Consider the following 14,300-nt stretch of genomic DNA (forward strand, 5'->3'; position numbering starts at 1 on the left):
ATGAAAAAAATATTGGTTACAGGATTTGAACCCTTTGGTGGAGATGAAACTAATGTTTCTGAACAGGTACTAAATTCTTTACCTGAAATTATTGGTAATTTGAAAGTTGAAAAACTTTTAATACCAGTAGTTAGAAATAAGAGCTTAAGAAAAATAGAGGAAAAGGTATTAGAAATAAATCCGAGTTTTATTCTGTCTTTAGGTCAAGCAGGTGGAAGTAAAACTATATCTATTGAAAGAATAGGTATTAATATAGATGATTTTAGAATAAAAGATAATGATGGGAATCAGCCTATAGATGAACTAATATTTGAAGATGGAGAAAATGCATATTTTTCAAATCTTCCTATAAAAACTATGTATAATGAAATAGAAAAAGAAGGAATAGATGTTAAAATTTCTAATACAGCAGGAACTTATGTATGTAATCATGTGCTATATGGAGTAAGATACATGGTAGAAAAAAATAAATGGAATATTAAATCTGGATTTATACACCTGCCTTATACAAAGGAACAGGTTGAAGGTAAAGAAAATATGCCTTTTATGATGTTTAATCAAACTTTAAAAGCAATAATTAAAGCCATAGAGACACTTTCAGTAGAAAAAGTAGAAAAGAAAATTGTAGGTGGTGAAATATATTAATAAAATTGGATGTTAAATATTAAGTGTTTAACATCTTTTTATATATTAATAAAAAATTGAAAGTAATACTACATATGTTATCTTTAGTAATATCTTGATTTTTTCAAAGAAATTTAATAGAATTTAAGTGTATGAAATAATATTATTCTAGGAGGAAAAGAAATGAAGTATAATTACAAAGACTTAGGTTTAGTAAATACTAAAGAAATGTTTGCAAAAGCAAATAGAGAAGGTTATTCAGTACCTGCATTTAATTTTAACAATTTAGAACAATTACAAGGTATTATTGAAGCTTGTGTTGAAATGGGATCACCTGTAATCTTACAAGTATCTACAGGAGCAAGAAAATACATAGGAAAAGAAATGTTACCATTTATGGCAAAAGCAGCTACAGAATATGTTAAAGCTTCAGGTTCAGATATACCAGTAGCACTACACTTAGATCATGGACCAAGCTATGATGTATGTAGAGACTGTATAGAATATGGATTTTCATCAGTAATGATAGATGCATCTCATCATTCATTTGACGAAAACGTTGAAATTTCTAAATCAGTTGCTGATTTCGCTCATACACATGATGTAACAGTAGAAGCTGAATTAGGAGTACTTGCAGGAGTAGAAGATGATGTAGTTGCAGAACACAGCATTTATACACAACCTGATGAAGTACAAGAATTTGTTGAAAGAACAGGAGTAGATTCATTAGCAATAGCTATAGGAACTTCTCATGGAGCTCACAAATTTAAACCAGGAGACAATCCTAAAATTCGTTTAGATATCTTAAAAGAAATCGAAGAAAGAATACCTGGATTCCCTATAGTATTACACGGTTCATCTTCAGTACCTAAACAATTTGTTGATATGATAGTGCAATATGGTGGAACTATGAAAGATGCAATAGGTATACCTGATGAGCAATTATTATTAGCTTCTAAATCTGCAGTAGCTAAAATAAATGTTGATACTGATGGTAGATTAGCATTCACAGCTGGAATCAGAGAAGTATTAGCAACTAAACCAGGAGAATTTGACCCTAGAAAATATGCTGGAAAAGCAAAAGACTATATGAAAGAATATTACAAATCTAAAATAGTAGATGTATTTGGATCACAAGATGCATATAAAAGAGGAATAGAAGTTAAATAGTAAGCATAAAAAAGCCTTGTTTCTAAATCTATGAAATGAGGCTTTTACACATATAATGAGGAGGAAGTAATGTTTGGAAGAATGACAGATGCTGAAGTAGCTAAAATAATTTTAAGAGGGTTAGGGAATAAAGAAAATATAGATTCATTAGAAAGCTGCTTCACTAGATTAAGAGTGGGAGTTAAAAACTTAGATAAAGTTAACAATGAAGTATTAAAAGAAGCTGGAGCATTAGATATAGTAGTAGTTGATGAAAATAATGTACAAGTAGTAATGGGAACTAAAGCACCAAAAATTTTAGAAGTATTAAATAGTGGAGATAAAAGTCAAACTTTATCAACTAAAGAAGAAAAAATCATAGAAGCTTTAGGTAAAAAAGAAAACATAGATTCATTAGAAAGCTGCTTTACTAGATTAAGAGTAGGGGTTAAAAACTTAGATAAAGTAAACAACAATGCATTAAAAGAATTAGGAGCTTTAGATGTAGTTGTAGTTGATGAAAATAATGTACAAGTAGTAATGGGAACTAAAGCACCAAAAATTTTAGATGAACTTAAAAAATTAATATAGGTGGTTATATGAAATATTATGTTGGAGTAGATTTAGGTGGAACAAATACTAAAATAGGACTTTTAGATTCAGAATACAACATTTTAATAGAAGAAAGTATTAAAACAGAATCTAAAAAAGGGCCTGAAGATACTTTTGGTAGAATCTGGTTAAAAATACAAGAATTATTTACAAGAATTTCAGTAGATATATCTAAACTTGAGGGTATAGGACTTGGTATACCTGGTCCAGTAGTTAATAAATCGATAGTTAAAATTGCAGCAAATTTTTCATGGGGAAATGATTTTAATGCAAAAGAAGTATTTGAAAAAATTTCTGGGAAAACAGTAATAGTTGAAAATGATGTTAGAGCTATTGCTTTAGGTGAAAATTTATTTGGTGCAAGTAAAGGATATAGAAATAGTATTATCATGCCGATAGGAACAGGTATAGCTGCAGGTATGATAATAAATGGAGAGTTAATTTCTGGTAATGATGGTGCTGCTGGAGAAATAGGACATATTTCTGTTGATTTAGAAGGAGATAAATGTGGTTGTGGACTTACTGGATGTTTAGAAAGATTTACGTCTGCACCAGGAATAGTAAGAGAAGGTGTTAAAGTATTACAAAAAGAAAAAAGAGGAATACTTTATGAAACATTTAAAGATTGTTTAGATAAATTAGAAGCCCATCATATATTTATAGAAGCTAGAAAAGGTGATGAAGTTGCTGAAATTATCGTTGATAATTTTTGTAATAAGCTTGCCTATGGTATGGGAGTATTAATTAATTTAATTAATCCAGAAATAATAGTTGTTGCAGGTGGACTTGCAAAATCAGCAGATTTAATTATAGCTGGAGCTAAAAAACACTTACCTAAATATGCTTTAAACATGAGTATAAATATACCTATAGTAGAAAGTCAATTATTAGATTCAGCAGGAGTAAAAGGTGCTGCATCGTTAATTATAAACAAAAAATAAGGATATTCATATAAAGTTGGTATATAATATGAATATATTTTTAGAAAAAAGAGGAGATTAAAATGAAAAAAACAATTATAGCATTAAGCATTTTATTATCTGCATTCTCATTTAGTGCAGAACCAAAATACAAATTAGCAGATATAGAGCAAGCTGCGGTACAAGCAGAAATGGCAAGAGTTGCAGAACAAGGAACATTAAACTTTATATTCGCAGACTACAATAACTATGTAGCAGGTTTAGCTAAAAAGGAAAAAGAAAAAAATGCTAAATATGATGAAACTAAATTTGAAAACAAAAAAGCTTTATATATTTCAGGATTAAAATATATTTTCGGACAATTAGGATATGAAGCTTCATTTGATATTAAAGAAGTTGGAAAAGATAAGGCAGAATTTAAATATTATGTAGATAAAACTATAGAAGGAAAAGATTCATATTACTTAGATAAAGCTGTAATAGAAATCTTAAATAATCTATATCAAAAACCAACTGAAGTTAACTTTAAACTTTATTCAGATGCTAAATTAACTAAAGAAAAAAAATAAGGTAATATTATGAAAAAGATAATTATATCTATTTTAACTTTATTAACTATAAACTCATTTTCTATGATTAGTAAGGATGAAGGTTATTCTGAATTAAAAGGTATAAAAAAAGAGTTAGTTACTAGATATAAAAAGGAAATGAATATAGATTTTAGTGATTTAAGTAAAAATACAGTAAATGAGCAAAGAATATTTAATGAAACACTTTATTTAAAGTTTTTATCTAAATATGTTTTTGATATTACTGATGTTAAAATGTATTCTTCTCCTTCAGTTAATAATATCGTTATTTTTGCTGATAAACCTATAGATAAAAATGATTTTAAGAGTTTGTACGCTATAATAGCTAAGGAAGAAAATAGCAAAAAATTAAAATTACTACAGGTACCTAGTGCTAATAGTAAAAATGATTTAGATAAAATAATACAAGAGAGATCTTCGGAAAGGGATTAAATATGACTAAGTATATATTTGTTACAGGTGGAGTAGTTTCATCTCTAGGTAAAGGAATTACTGCAGCCTCTCTAGGTAGATTATTAAAAGAAAGAGGATATAAAGTAACTATTCAAAAATTTGATCCTTATCTTAATGTTGATCCAGGTACTATGAGCCCGTATCAACATGGTGAAGTTTTTGTTACAGCTGATGGAGCTGAAACAGACTTAGATTTAGGACATTATGAAAGATTCATAAATGAAGAACTTACAAAATATAATAATGTGACTAGTGGAAGAATAATGTCAACTATCATTAGTAAAGAAAGAAAAGGAGATTATCTTGGAGGAACAGTTCAAGTAATACCTCATGTTACTAATGAAATTAAGAAAAAAATAATGCAAGCAGGAAAAGCTTCTAATTCAGATATAGTAATAACTGAAATAGGTGGAACTATAGGAGATATAGAATCTAATCCTTTTATAGAAGCTATAAGACAATTTAAAAAAGATGTGGGTAGAGAAAATGTAACATATATACATGTAACTTTACTTCCTTATTTAAAAGCTGCTGGTGAGTTAAAAACTAAGCCAACACAACAAAGTGTTAAGATGTTACAAGGATTAGGTATTAATCCTGATATAATAATATTAAGAAGTGAACACCCAGTAGATAAAAATATTAAATCTAAAGTTTCACTATTTTGTGATGTGGATGAAAGTTCTGTAATAGAGGCTTTAGATGCAAATAATTTATATGAAATACCTATACAAATGGAAGATTTAGGTCTTGCAGATGAGGTATGTAAAAAATTAAATCTTGAAAATATTAAACCAAGTCTTGAAAAATGGAAAGAAATGGTAAATAAATTCATGAATCCTAAACATGAAGTTAAAGTAGCTGTTGTAGGTAAATATGTTGAATTAAAAGATGCATATATTAGTATACATGAATCTATAGAACATGCTGGATTCCATTATGACACTAAGGTTAAGATAGATTATTTAAAGGCTGAAGAATTTGATTTAACAGAATTAAATGAATATGATGGAATTTTAGTTCCTGGAGGATTTGGAGGACGTGGTATAGAAGGTAAAATAAATACTGTTAGATATGCTAGAGAAAATAAAATACCTTTCTTTGGAATATGTTTAGGTATGCAAATGGCCACTATTGAGTTTGCAAGAAATGTATTAGGAATGAAAGATGCAAATTCAACAGAGTTTGATAAAGAAACACCATATCCAGTTATTAGTTTAATGGAGGAACAAGGTCAAATTGAAAATCTAGGAGGAACTATGAGACTTGGAGCATATCCATGTAAATTAGATCCAAATAGTAAATCATATAGCCTATATGGTCAATCTGAAATATTAGAAAGACATAGACATAGATATGAATTTAATCAAAAATACATGGAAGAATTTGAAAAAAACGGATTTAAAATAGTAGGTAAATCACCAGATGGAAATTATGTAGAAATAATAGAAGTTGAAGATCATCCTTTCTTCGTTGCAGCTCAATTTCATCCAGAATTTATGAGTAGACCAAATAAACCACATTCTTTATTTAAAGGATGGATTAAAGCAATTTTAGATAGAAAAAATATTAAATAAGACAATGCAGGGAGACCTGCATTGTTTTCTAAAATATATGAGGTGATAACTTATGGAAATAAAGATAAGTACGGAATATATTAAACTTGACCAATTATTAAAATTTGCAAATCTTGTTGAAAATGGCTCTAGTGCTAAAGAAATTATACTTGAAGGTCGAGTTTTAGTAGATGGTGAAGTTGAAGTAAGACGTGGAAGAAAAATATATAGCGGTATGATAGTAGAATTTGAAGGAGAAAGAGTAGAAGTCAAATGATAAAGGAAATATATTTTTCAGGTTTTAGAAATTTAAAGGATAAGAGAGTTAAATTATCTCGTGGATTTAATTTAATTTATGGTCAAAATGCACAGGGTAAAACTTCTTTTATGGAAGCTATTTATTTTGCTTCAACAGGTAGAAGTTTTAGGACTAAAAAAAATAATGAAATGATAAAATATACTGAAAATGATGCCAAAGTATTTGTGAAATTGGAAAATACAACAAATTACGCGATTAACCTATTTAAAAAAGAAAAAAAATACTATAAAAATGGGGATAGAATAAAGTATGTAGACTATATTGGTGATATTTTAGCTATTTCATTTATACCAGAGGATGTAGAACTTGTTATGGGGAACCCTTCTATTAGAAGGGGATTTTTCAATTATGAAATTTCTCAAATTAACAAAGAATATCTCCACCTTATAGTTGATTATGAAAAAATTCTTAAATCAAGAAATAAATTTTTAAAAGAAAAAAAACATAAAGATGAGCTTTATGAAATATACAATGAAAAATATATAGATCTTTGTTCAAAAATATTGAAAATAAGAAAAGAATATGTTGATGAACTTAATAGATATTTAGATAATAATTACAAAACCCTATTTAATGAAGAACATAGTTTAAAATTAACTTATGAAAACTTTTTAAATATGGAAGATGTATATGATATAGATAAAAATAGAGAGAAAATATCAGAATTATTGAAAAATAAGGAAATATATGATATTCAATTAGGTTATTCTAATTATGGAATACATAAAGATGAGTATATATTTAATTTAAACGGTAAAAATTCTAGACACTATTCTTCTCAAGGGGAGAAAAAGTCTATAGTATTTATTTTAAAAATATCTGAAGTAGAATTGATAGAAAAAAAAGTTAATAAGAAACCAGTTTTTTTAATGGATGATATAGCATCTTTTTTTGATAATTTTAGAAAAAATCAAATCATACACTATTTTCTAGAAAAAGAAATACAGTGTTTTTTAACTTCTACTGAAGATTTAAAAATAGTGGGGAAAAAATTTGATGTTGATGGAGGTATGGTGAATGAAGAGTATTAAGAATTTAACAGTAAACGATATATTTTTTAATTATGATAAATTTGTAGATAATGCTCTAATTAGTTCATGCAGCCTATTTACTATTAAAGATGGAAATATTATTATTTATGTAAATGATCCTAATATAAAAATTTTCATTAATCAAATTAAGTTTAATATATTAAGAGAAGTAAGTAAATATACAGAAATTAAAGAAATCCTTATTTTAGATGATAAAAAGAATATTATAAAAGAAAGAAATGATAAGAGGAAAAGACTAAAAGAAGCAAAGAGTGAAGATATAGTCATTGAAAAATTACCTATTAGTGAAGATGAAAAAAAAGAAATTTTAGAAAATATTTCAAAAGTTGATGCAAGTGATGAAGTAATTGACCATTTAAAAAATTTAGCAGAAATATATTTTGTATTAGGAAAAGAAAAAAAAGAAATATGTCCTGTTTGTAAAAAGGAAACATCAAGTTTATTTAAAGATAAATGTATTAAATGTGTGCAAAAAGAAGTTGAATATCAAAAAAATGAAGCATATTATACAATAAAAGAAAATCCATATGTTGTTAATAATTCTAAAATATATAAAGAGGCTAGGGAAAAAATAGTAGAAGAAAAAGTTGCTAAGATATTTAAATACTTAGAAGAAAAAAAGGAAAAATCAGATATTGCTGTATTAAACAATCTTTTTATGGACTATGCAATATATTTTTCAGGTAGTAATGATAGTGAAATTCAATATATTGCAGCATTAGATTTAAAAAATAGATTATATAACTACTATAAAAAAAATAATATATATATATCTGCATTAGGAGAAAATAATGAATAATAGCATAAAATTACTTAAGGAAGAAGTAGTAAATAAGCTAATAAACACTGGTATTTCAAAAATGGTATTAATAAGTTCAGTTTCCAATAATTTAGAATATTATCATAATATATTAATACAAGAAAATTTTAATTATGAGAGTAAATATGTTAATTTAAGTTCTTATTCACCTGAAGATTTAGTAGGTGTTAATATTGAAATACTTGAATTTTTAAATAATAAAAATAAAGGTATACTATTTTTAGATATTAATCTGGCATTAAAGGTATTTTTTGATGAAGTTAAGGAAATGTTATTTGAAAAAGATAATGAGTATGAAAGAGGAGAAATAGTAGAGTATTTATTAAATAATGGATATAAGAAAGAATATATAGTTTTAAATAAAGGAGAATTTGCAATTAGAGGAGATATTATTGATATTTTCCCGTCTAATCTTGATAATCCAATAAGACTTGATTTTTTTGATACTTTAATTGAAAATATTAAAACTTTTTCTACTTATGATCAAAGATCAAAGGAAAATTTAGAAAAAATAAGTATATATGGTAATGTTTTAAGTGGAATAGAGAGAGAAATAGTAGACATGCTTGATGTATTTTCTAAAAGTAATATAGAGGTGTTTTTAGAAAATAAGGAATTACTTGAATTAAAATTAGAACAAATGAAATTAATTGATAAAGATAATTCTTCTACATTACAAAAAAGGTTTGATAACTTATTAAAAAAAGGTAGCCTACTTGAAGTAAGTAGAAGTAAAGATAGAAATTATCAAGATGAAATTAGAATAAAAAAAGAAAGAATAGAAAAAAAGGGACTTAAGTATAATAGTGTAAATCAAATATTAGAAGAAGATTATGTTATACATGTTGAATTTGGGATAGGTATATATAAAGGGACTGTAAATATAAATGATAGAGATTACCTGTATGTTCAATATGCAGATAATGATAAGCTATACATACCTGTTGAAAAACTTGATAGAATCAGTAAATATGTTTCAGCTGGTACAGCTCCTAAACTATATTCTTTAGGGACTAAGGGATATAGAAGACGTGAAAAAAGAATAAGAGAAGATGTAGAAAAATTTGCTCAAGAACTGGTTAATTTACAAGCTAAAAGAAAGATGGTTACAAAATTACCTTTTGTTAAAGATAGTGTATGGCAGGAAGAATTTGAAGAGAAATTTCCATTTAACTTAACTTGGGATCAACAAAAAGCTGTTGATGATATTAAACATGATTTAGAAAGTGGAAGGCTAATGGATAGGCTGTTAGTTGGTGATGTAGGTTATGGAAAAACCGAAGTTGCAATGAGGGCAGCTTTTAAAGCTATAGAAAATGGATATCAATGTGCAATACTTGCACCAACTACAGTACTTGCAAACCAACATTTTGAAAGATGTCATAATAGATTTGAAGAATTTGGAATAAATGTTGCTAACCTTTCAAGACTTACAGGTAAGAATACTGGCGATGTATTAGAAGGATTAAGGGATGGTAAAATTGATTTAGTTATAGGGACACATAGATTACTAGGAGATGATGTTAAATTTAAGAATTTAGGTCTTTTAATTATAGATGAAGAACAGAAATTTGGGGTAAGTGCTAAAGAAAAAATAAAGAAAAAAAGAGAAGATATACATCTTTTAACATTAAGTGCTACACCTATACCAAGAACTTTAAATTTAGCCTTATTAGGTATTAGGGACATATCATTAATACAAAGTTCTCCTATGGATAGATTGCCTATAATAACTGAAAGAATAGAAGAAAATGACATTAAAAAAGTTATGTTAAAAGAACTTGCAAGAGATGGACAGGTTTTCTATATTACTAACAATGTTAAAGGTATGATGGAGAAGAAAAAAGATTTAAAAAAACTTATGCCTGATTTTGTTAATATAGAATATATACACGGTCAATTAAGTCCTAAGGAAATAAAGAATAAAATTAATGATTTTGATGAAGGTAAATTTGATATACTTATTGCATCAACTATAGTAGAAAATGGTATAGATATAACTAATGCAAATAGTATAATTATAGAAAAATATACTAGTCTAGGACTTTCTCAAATTTATCAATTAAGAGGAAGGGTAGGACGTGGTAAAAGACAAGGTTATTGCTATTTACTAGATAGTGAATATAAGACTAAAAAAGGTAAAGAAAAGGATAAAAGTTTAGAAAAAATAGAAGGTGTTGAAGGTGGAGGATATATACTTTCTCTAGAAGATTTAAATATACGTGGTGCTGGGGAGATATTAGGAGAAAAACAACATGGTGCCATAGATATGTTTGGATATGATCTTTACTTAAAAATGTTAAAAAATGAAATAAATAGATTAAAGGGTGAAAAAGTTAAAGAATTAAAAAATACTGAAATTAATCTACTTAATAATGGATATATACCTAAAGACTATATAGAAAAGGATGAAAGAATAGTAATATATAAGAGGTATGCTGAAGTACAAAATTTAAAAGAATTAGAAGAACTTAATGAAGAGATAAGGGATAGGTTTGGTAAGTTACCAAAAGAAATGCAAAAATTCATATATTCAATAAAAATTAAAATATATATGTTAGAAAATGGCATAGATAAGGTTGAAGAAACTATGGAAGAATATATATTAACACTACCGAATTATGTGGTTAAATTAACAAAAAAAGAATTTTCAAAAAGGATAAATTAGTATTGTAATAAGTTTCAGATTGACAAAAATATAAAAAAATGATGTAAAAGGTAATTTAAAGTCTAGTAATTTTAATATAGTTATTAGAGTAAATGCAGGGTCAAGTTTACTTGATATAGCAGCAGATACAAAAGAAATGATTGAAAGTGGAAGAGTAGATAATGTATTAAATATAGCTTCTAATATACATAAGGTAAATAAGGTTATTAGTGGAGCAATAAATCCTAATAAATTAGTTGATGTATCTGTAGGTTTAAGTGTTGGAGGAAGTAATAGACGGGCAAACATTGAAAGTAGTGAGAGCTTATCATCAAGAATAGATGTGAATAAAAAGAAAGAAAAAATAGAATCTTTAACAAATACAGCAATAAGAAGATATCTTGATGAGTTACTTAATGATGAAAAAGTATTGAGAGAAATAAAAAATGTTTCAAGATTGAGATATACAAATCAAATAAAGGATTTTAATTTATGGGCTAAAGAAAATGGATATAAATTTATTTTAGAAGCAAGATTAGGAGTAAAATTAAGTTCTAGTTTAGAAAAAGAAATTGAAAAAGTAATATTATATTTAAGTATATAGGAGAATGATTAAATTGGGTTCAGATGATAGAGGAAAAATTGAAAATTATGAACAAGCATGCCAAAAAGAAAAAAAAGAATTAGTAGAAGAAGTTAATACGTATGGTTATAATTATAAAAATATTGATGATTTAAAAAAAATAGGTACCAAAGATATTAAAGTGGATAGATAAATTTTCAGATCCTTCAGATAAGACATGGATTGCGAGGTGTCTTACAGTAAAAGGGTATAAAGAAGCCGTTCCAAAATTGTTAGAGTTATTTAAGGAATTGAAATTTGTAAAATCAGATAGATGGGCAGTTGGTAATGCTATAGGGGAAATAGGAGATAAAACATATGTAGATGAATATATAAAAATAATAAACGATAGATCAAATGGACGTGATAGACAGATGATAGTATATTTTATGTATAGATTTAAGGAGAAAAAGTAAAAGAAGCACTTTTAGGACTACTAGATGATGAAGAAGTGAATGGACACGCCTTATATGCATTAGGAATGTTTAAAGATTATTCTTTAATAGAAAAAATTAAACCTTTTTTATCACATAAAATTACGTTTAAGAGAACTATAGCTAAAAAGGCAATAGCAAAATTAGAAAAACAAAAAAAACTTAGAGAGTACATAAATAAGTATGTAAATTTAAAAAATATTAAAAGAATTAAGAGAAAATAATATTGAATTATTCCCACCAGTAAGTGATGAAAATGTATTTAGAATAGAGGAAATATATGAGTTTAGAATGCCAAAATGCTTAAAAAAATTTATATAAAGAAGTAATATTTTAAATGAATAGATTATAAATTATGCTAATGAAAAATTAGTTAATGACAATAAATTATCAAATCATCTTAAGAATATTAAAGTAATTTTGTCAGAAATACCTTATGATATTGATACTGAAAAATTTAAAAGTTTTGAAGAAAAGAAAAGAGAAGCTGAAATTTTTGCAGAAAAAATATCTCAGAAGAAAAATAGTGTAAAATATATTGAAGGAACATCATATCAAAATAGTATAAATGAATCAATAATAAACTTAGGTATTAGAAAAATTTTATATAAAAAGTATAAGCATTTACCAAATTATTTAGCTAAAAAAATAGAGGAGTATCCTATAGGAATTAACAAGAAGCATCAAGTAGGAAAAGTTGATTCTGATGCGAATAAATATATAAATGAAAAGAAGGTGAAGTAATATGAAAAAAATTTTTATAGTTTTATTAATAATAATATTTCCAATTATAAGTTGGCTATACATTACACCTTTTTTTGTAAAGTTACAGGTTAGATCATTTTATTCAAATGAATTTAATATAATATTACCGAGAAAAGACTTAGATGTGGGTCCATATATGCTTGAACATGAAGGTGCAAATGCAAACTGGAGCAATGGCATATATTTTGAAGGGAATTCTGATTTAAAATCAAAATATTTTAATAATGTATATGTAGAAAACATTAAATATGATGAAGAATCTATAAAAAGATACAAATATTATATATTAGATACACATCTACAATATATGAAACCATATATAGTAAATGAACTAATTTATGATAAATCAAAAGGAAATGATTTTGAAAATATATTAGAAATATTAGAAGAAAATAAGTTAGAAATATGTGAAGCTTTTAGTAAAGATAATCCTGAAAAATGCAATATTAAATTTGACATACACTTAATAAAGAAAGAATTTAGTGGAGTTAGATATGTAAAACATAATAATGTTATTTTTGGATTATTTGATAAGAAAATAAAATATGATGATTTAGTAGAACAAGATATATTAAAAGAAATAAATTCTAAACCTATAAAAATAGAAAATATGGATTGGGATAAGTATCTTGAAAAAAGTAAAATGTATATATTATTTAAAATATATGTAGAACAATATGATGATGAGTATAAATGGTATAGGGATTATGAAGCGTATATTAATAGGGACACTACCTCAGAGGAAAATGATAAATTGAAAAATTTACTTGATAAAATTAGACAATACTATAATAATGAAATTTTAGATATAGTGTTTTCGATAGAACATTTTCAAGCAGATGAAGAAATAGGGGAAATTTATAAAGAAAAGTTTAATATTTTAACAGAAAAAGGAGAACCATTAAAATGAATAAGGTAATATTGTTTGCTTTAATATTAGGATTTATTGGATACTCTGTCCCACAAAGAGCTACACAAGTTACAAGAGACTTAACTATTGAAAGTTTTTCAACAAATGATGAAAGATTTTCAAGTAAATTAGATTTATTAAGACCGTATATAGAAACAAAAAAAGATATGAAACCAACATTAAATTTTATGATATTACAACTTGAAAAAAATTTTGCAACAAGGAAAGTAGAATTTATAACAAATGAAAGAAAAATAATATGTGAAGTACCTAAAGAATCTTTAAAATTTGTATATTTCAATAATAAGCTTGGAGATCAATTTGAATTAATAATTAATGATAGTGATGTAGAAGAATTCCTAGAAATGACAAGAGAAGAAGGTGAAATCAAGCTTATATTTACAAATGATTATGAAGATGAGTTAATAAAGGTATTAACTGAAAAAGAAAAAGAAATTTTAAATATTACTATTCTAAACTATATTTATAAATTAAATAATATGAATGGTGAATTATGAAAAAATTACTAATAATACTAATACCATTTATTGCTTATTCTACAGAAATAGATAAGATAATATATAATGGAATTGAAGATAGTTTGGTTATTAGTTTAAATAGTGATTTAAAAAGTGGAGAAGAACTAGATGTATCAAAAATAGATACACTAGTATCTAACTTCAAATATGCTAAAAGCAATAATATAGATGTTAGTATAGAACCATCTATAGAAGAAGATAAGTCAAATATAGTAATAACTAATACGAAAACTAATCCATTTAAACTATCACTAGGTTTTGATAATTATGGAGAAAATAATGAAGTTG

19 protein-coding genes are annotated in these 14,300 nt (G+C 25.9%); all 19 read left to right on the top strand.

Annotated elements, in window-relative coordinates:
- Positions 1 to 645, top strand: coding sequence for a pyroglutamyl-peptidase I (locus AYC60_RS01500; RefSeq protein WP_067320427.1), 645 nt, complete (start codon positions 1 to 3; stop codon positions 643 to 645).
- Between the two features lie 162 nt (positions 646 to 807).
- A complete protein-coding gene (locus AYC60_RS01505; protein WP_067320430.1) occupies positions 808 to 1,794 on the top strand; it encodes a class II fructose-bisphosphate aldolase in 987 nt (328 codons plus the stop codon).
- A 69-nt stretch (positions 1,795 to 1,863) separates the two neighbouring features.
- Positions 1,864 to 2,364 carry a glucose PTS transporter subunit EIIB gene (locus AYC60_RS01510; protein WP_067320432.1) on the top strand — a complete coding sequence of 167 codons (501 nt, stop codon included), beginning with the start codon at positions 1,864 to 1,866 and terminating at the stop codon, positions 2,362 to 2,364.
- Between the two features lie 8 nt (positions 2,365 to 2,372).
- Positions 2,373 to 3,326 carry an ROK family protein gene (locus tag AYC60_RS01515; protein ID WP_067320434.1) on the top strand — a complete coding sequence of 318 codons (954 nt, stop codon included), beginning with the start codon at positions 2,373 to 2,375 and terminating at the stop codon, positions 3,324 to 3,326.
- 62 nt (positions 3,327 to 3,388) lie between these two features.
- Positions 3,389 to 3,874, top strand: a complete 486-nt coding sequence (locus AYC60_RS01520; protein WP_067320437.1) for a hypothetical protein — start codon at positions 3,389 to 3,391, stop codon at positions 3,872 to 3,874.
- 9 nt (positions 3,875 to 3,883) lie between these two features.
- Complete coding sequence (locus AYC60_RS01525; protein WP_067320440.1) at positions 3,884 to 4,327, top strand: hypothetical protein; 444 nt, start codon at positions 3,884 to 3,886, stop codon at positions 4,325 to 4,327.
- A 2-nt stretch (positions 4,328 to 4,329) separates the two neighbouring features.
- The gene (locus AYC60_RS01530) at positions 4,330 to 5,925 is read left to right on the top strand and encodes a CTP synthase (RefSeq protein WP_067320443.1); all 1,596 of its coding nucleotides are present in this window, start codon (positions 4,330 to 4,332) and stop codon (positions 5,923 to 5,925) included.
- A gap of 52 nt (positions 5,926 to 5,977) precedes the next feature.
- Complete coding sequence (locus AYC60_RS01535; protein WP_067320446.1) at positions 5,978 to 6,181, top strand: RNA-binding S4 domain-containing protein; 204 nt, start codon at positions 5,978 to 5,980, stop codon at positions 6,179 to 6,181.
- Positions 6,178 to 7,254: a DNA replication/repair protein RecF gene (gene recF / locus AYC60_RS01540; RefSeq protein WP_067320449.1), complete on the top strand. Its 1,077-nt coding sequence runs from the start codon at positions 6,178 to 6,180 to the stop codon at positions 7,252 to 7,254. The genes AYC60_RS01535 and recF overlap by 4 nt, the downstream gene beginning before the upstream one ends.
- Positions 7,241 to 8,074, top strand: a complete 834-nt coding sequence (locus AYC60_RS01545) for a hypothetical protein (RefSeq protein ID WP_067320452.1) — start codon at positions 7,241 to 7,243, stop codon at positions 8,072 to 8,074. Before recF ends, AYC60_RS01545 begins: the two co-directional genes overlap by 14 nt.
- A complete protein-coding gene (locus tag AYC60_RS01550) occupies positions 8,067 to 10,763 on the top strand; it encodes a DEAD/DEAH box helicase (RefSeq protein ID WP_067320459.1) in 2,697 nt (898 codons plus the stop codon). Before AYC60_RS01545 ends, AYC60_RS01550 begins: the two co-directional genes overlap by 8 nt.
- Positions 10,764 to 10,899: 136 nt before the next feature.
- Entirely contained in the window at positions 10,900 to 11,346 is a 447-nt protein-coding gene (locus tag AYC60_RS01555) for a putative toxin (protein WP_067320462.1), read from the top strand.
- 4 nt (positions 11,347 to 11,350) lie between these two features.
- Positions 11,351 to 11,518 carry a hypothetical protein gene (locus AYC60_RS08505; RefSeq protein ID WP_156447628.1) on the top strand — a complete coding sequence of 56 codons (168 nt, stop codon included), beginning with the start codon at positions 11,351 to 11,353 and terminating at the stop codon, positions 11,516 to 11,518.
- Between the two features lie 76 nt (positions 11,519 to 11,594).
- A complete protein-coding gene (locus AYC60_RS01560; RefSeq protein WP_067320465.1) occupies positions 11,595 to 11,780 on the top strand; it encodes a hypothetical protein in 186 nt (61 codons plus the stop codon).
- 35 nt (positions 11,781 to 11,815) lie between these two features.
- The gene (locus AYC60_RS01565; RefSeq protein WP_067320468.1) at positions 11,816 to 12,022 is read left to right on the top strand and encodes a hypothetical protein; all 207 of its coding nucleotides are present in this window, start codon (positions 11,816 to 11,818) and stop codon (positions 12,020 to 12,022) included.
- A gap of 196 nt (positions 12,023 to 12,218) precedes the next feature.
- On the top strand, positions 12,219 to 12,542 hold the full coding sequence (locus tag AYC60_RS01570; protein ID WP_067320471.1) for a hypothetical protein: 324 nt from the start codon (positions 12,219 to 12,221) through the stop codon (positions 12,540 to 12,542).
- A gap of 1 nt (position 12,543) precedes the next feature.
- A complete protein-coding gene (locus AYC60_RS01575; RefSeq protein ID WP_067320473.1) occupies positions 12,544 to 13,473 on the top strand; it encodes a hypothetical protein in 930 nt (309 codons plus the stop codon).
- Positions 13,470 to 13,991, top strand: coding sequence for a hypothetical protein (locus AYC60_RS01580; protein WP_067320476.1), 522 nt, complete (start codon positions 13,470 to 13,472; stop codon positions 13,989 to 13,991). Before AYC60_RS01575 ends, AYC60_RS01580 begins: the two co-directional genes overlap by 4 nt.
- The coding region (locus tag AYC60_RS01585) for a hypothetical protein (protein ID WP_414162574.1) at positions 13,988 to 14,300 on the top strand (313 nt) is incomplete at its 3' end. The genes AYC60_RS01580 and AYC60_RS01585, both read left to right, overlap by 4 nt.

The organism is Streptobacillus felis, from assembly GCF_001559775.1.
Lineage (GTDB): Bacteria > Fusobacteriota > Fusobacteriia > Fusobacteriales > Leptotrichiaceae > Streptobacillus > Streptobacillus felis.

What these genes read in the sequence shown, in the direction of transcription:
- AYC60_RS01500 (WP_067320427.1), top strand. Translation starts at nt 1, where the DNA reads ATGAAAAAAATATTGGTTACAGGATTTGAACCCTTTGGTGGAGATGAA.
- AYC60_RS01505 (WP_067320430.1), top strand. Translation starts at nt 808, where the DNA reads ATGAAGTATAATTACAAAGACTTAGGTTTAGTAAATACTAAAGAAATG.
- AYC60_RS01510 (WP_067320432.1), top strand. Translation starts at nt 1,864, where the DNA reads ATGTTTGGAAGAATGACAGATGCTGAAGTAGCTAAAATAATTTTAAGA.
- AYC60_RS01515 (WP_067320434.1), top strand. Translation starts at nt 2,373, where the DNA reads ATGAAATATTATGTTGGAGTAGATTTAGGTGGAACAAATACTAAAATA.
- AYC60_RS01520 (WP_067320437.1), top strand. Translation starts at nt 3,389, where the DNA reads ATGAAAAAAACAATTATAGCATTAAGCATTTTATTATCTGCATTCTCA.
- AYC60_RS01525 (WP_067320440.1), top strand. Translation starts at nt 3,884, where the DNA reads ATGAAAAAGATAATTATATCTATTTTAACTTTATTAACTATAAACTCA.
- AYC60_RS01530 (WP_067320443.1), top strand. Translation starts at nt 4,330, where the DNA reads ATGACTAAGTATATATTTGTTACAGGTGGAGTAGTTTCATCTCTAGGT.
- AYC60_RS01535 (WP_067320446.1), top strand. Translation starts at nt 5,978, where the DNA reads ATGGAAATAAAGATAAGTACGGAATATATTAAACTTGACCAATTATTA.
- recF (WP_067320449.1), top strand. Translation starts at nt 6,178, where the DNA reads ATGATAAAGGAAATATATTTTTCAGGTTTTAGAAATTTAAAGGATAAG.
- AYC60_RS01545 (WP_067320452.1), top strand. Translation starts at nt 7,241, where the DNA reads ATGAAGAGTATTAAGAATTTAACAGTAAACGATATATTTTTTAATTAT.
- AYC60_RS01550 (WP_067320459.1), top strand. Translation starts at nt 8,067, where the DNA reads ATGAATAATAGCATAAAATTACTTAAGGAAGAAGTAGTAAATAAGCTA.
- AYC60_RS01555 (WP_067320462.1), top strand. Translation starts at nt 10,900, where the DNA reads ATGATTGAAAGTGGAAGAGTAGATAATGTATTAAATATAGCTTCTAAT.
- AYC60_RS08505 (WP_156447628.1), top strand. Translation starts at nt 11,351, where the DNA reads ATGATTAAATTGGGTTCAGATGATAGAGGAAAAATTGAAAATTATGAA.
- AYC60_RS01575 (WP_067320473.1), top strand. Translation starts at nt 12,544, where the DNA reads ATGAAAAAAATTTTTATAGTTTTATTAATAATAATATTTCCAATTATA.
- AYC60_RS01580 (WP_067320476.1), top strand. Translation starts at nt 13,470, where the DNA reads ATGAATAAGGTAATATTGTTTGCTTTAATATTAGGATTTATTGGATAC.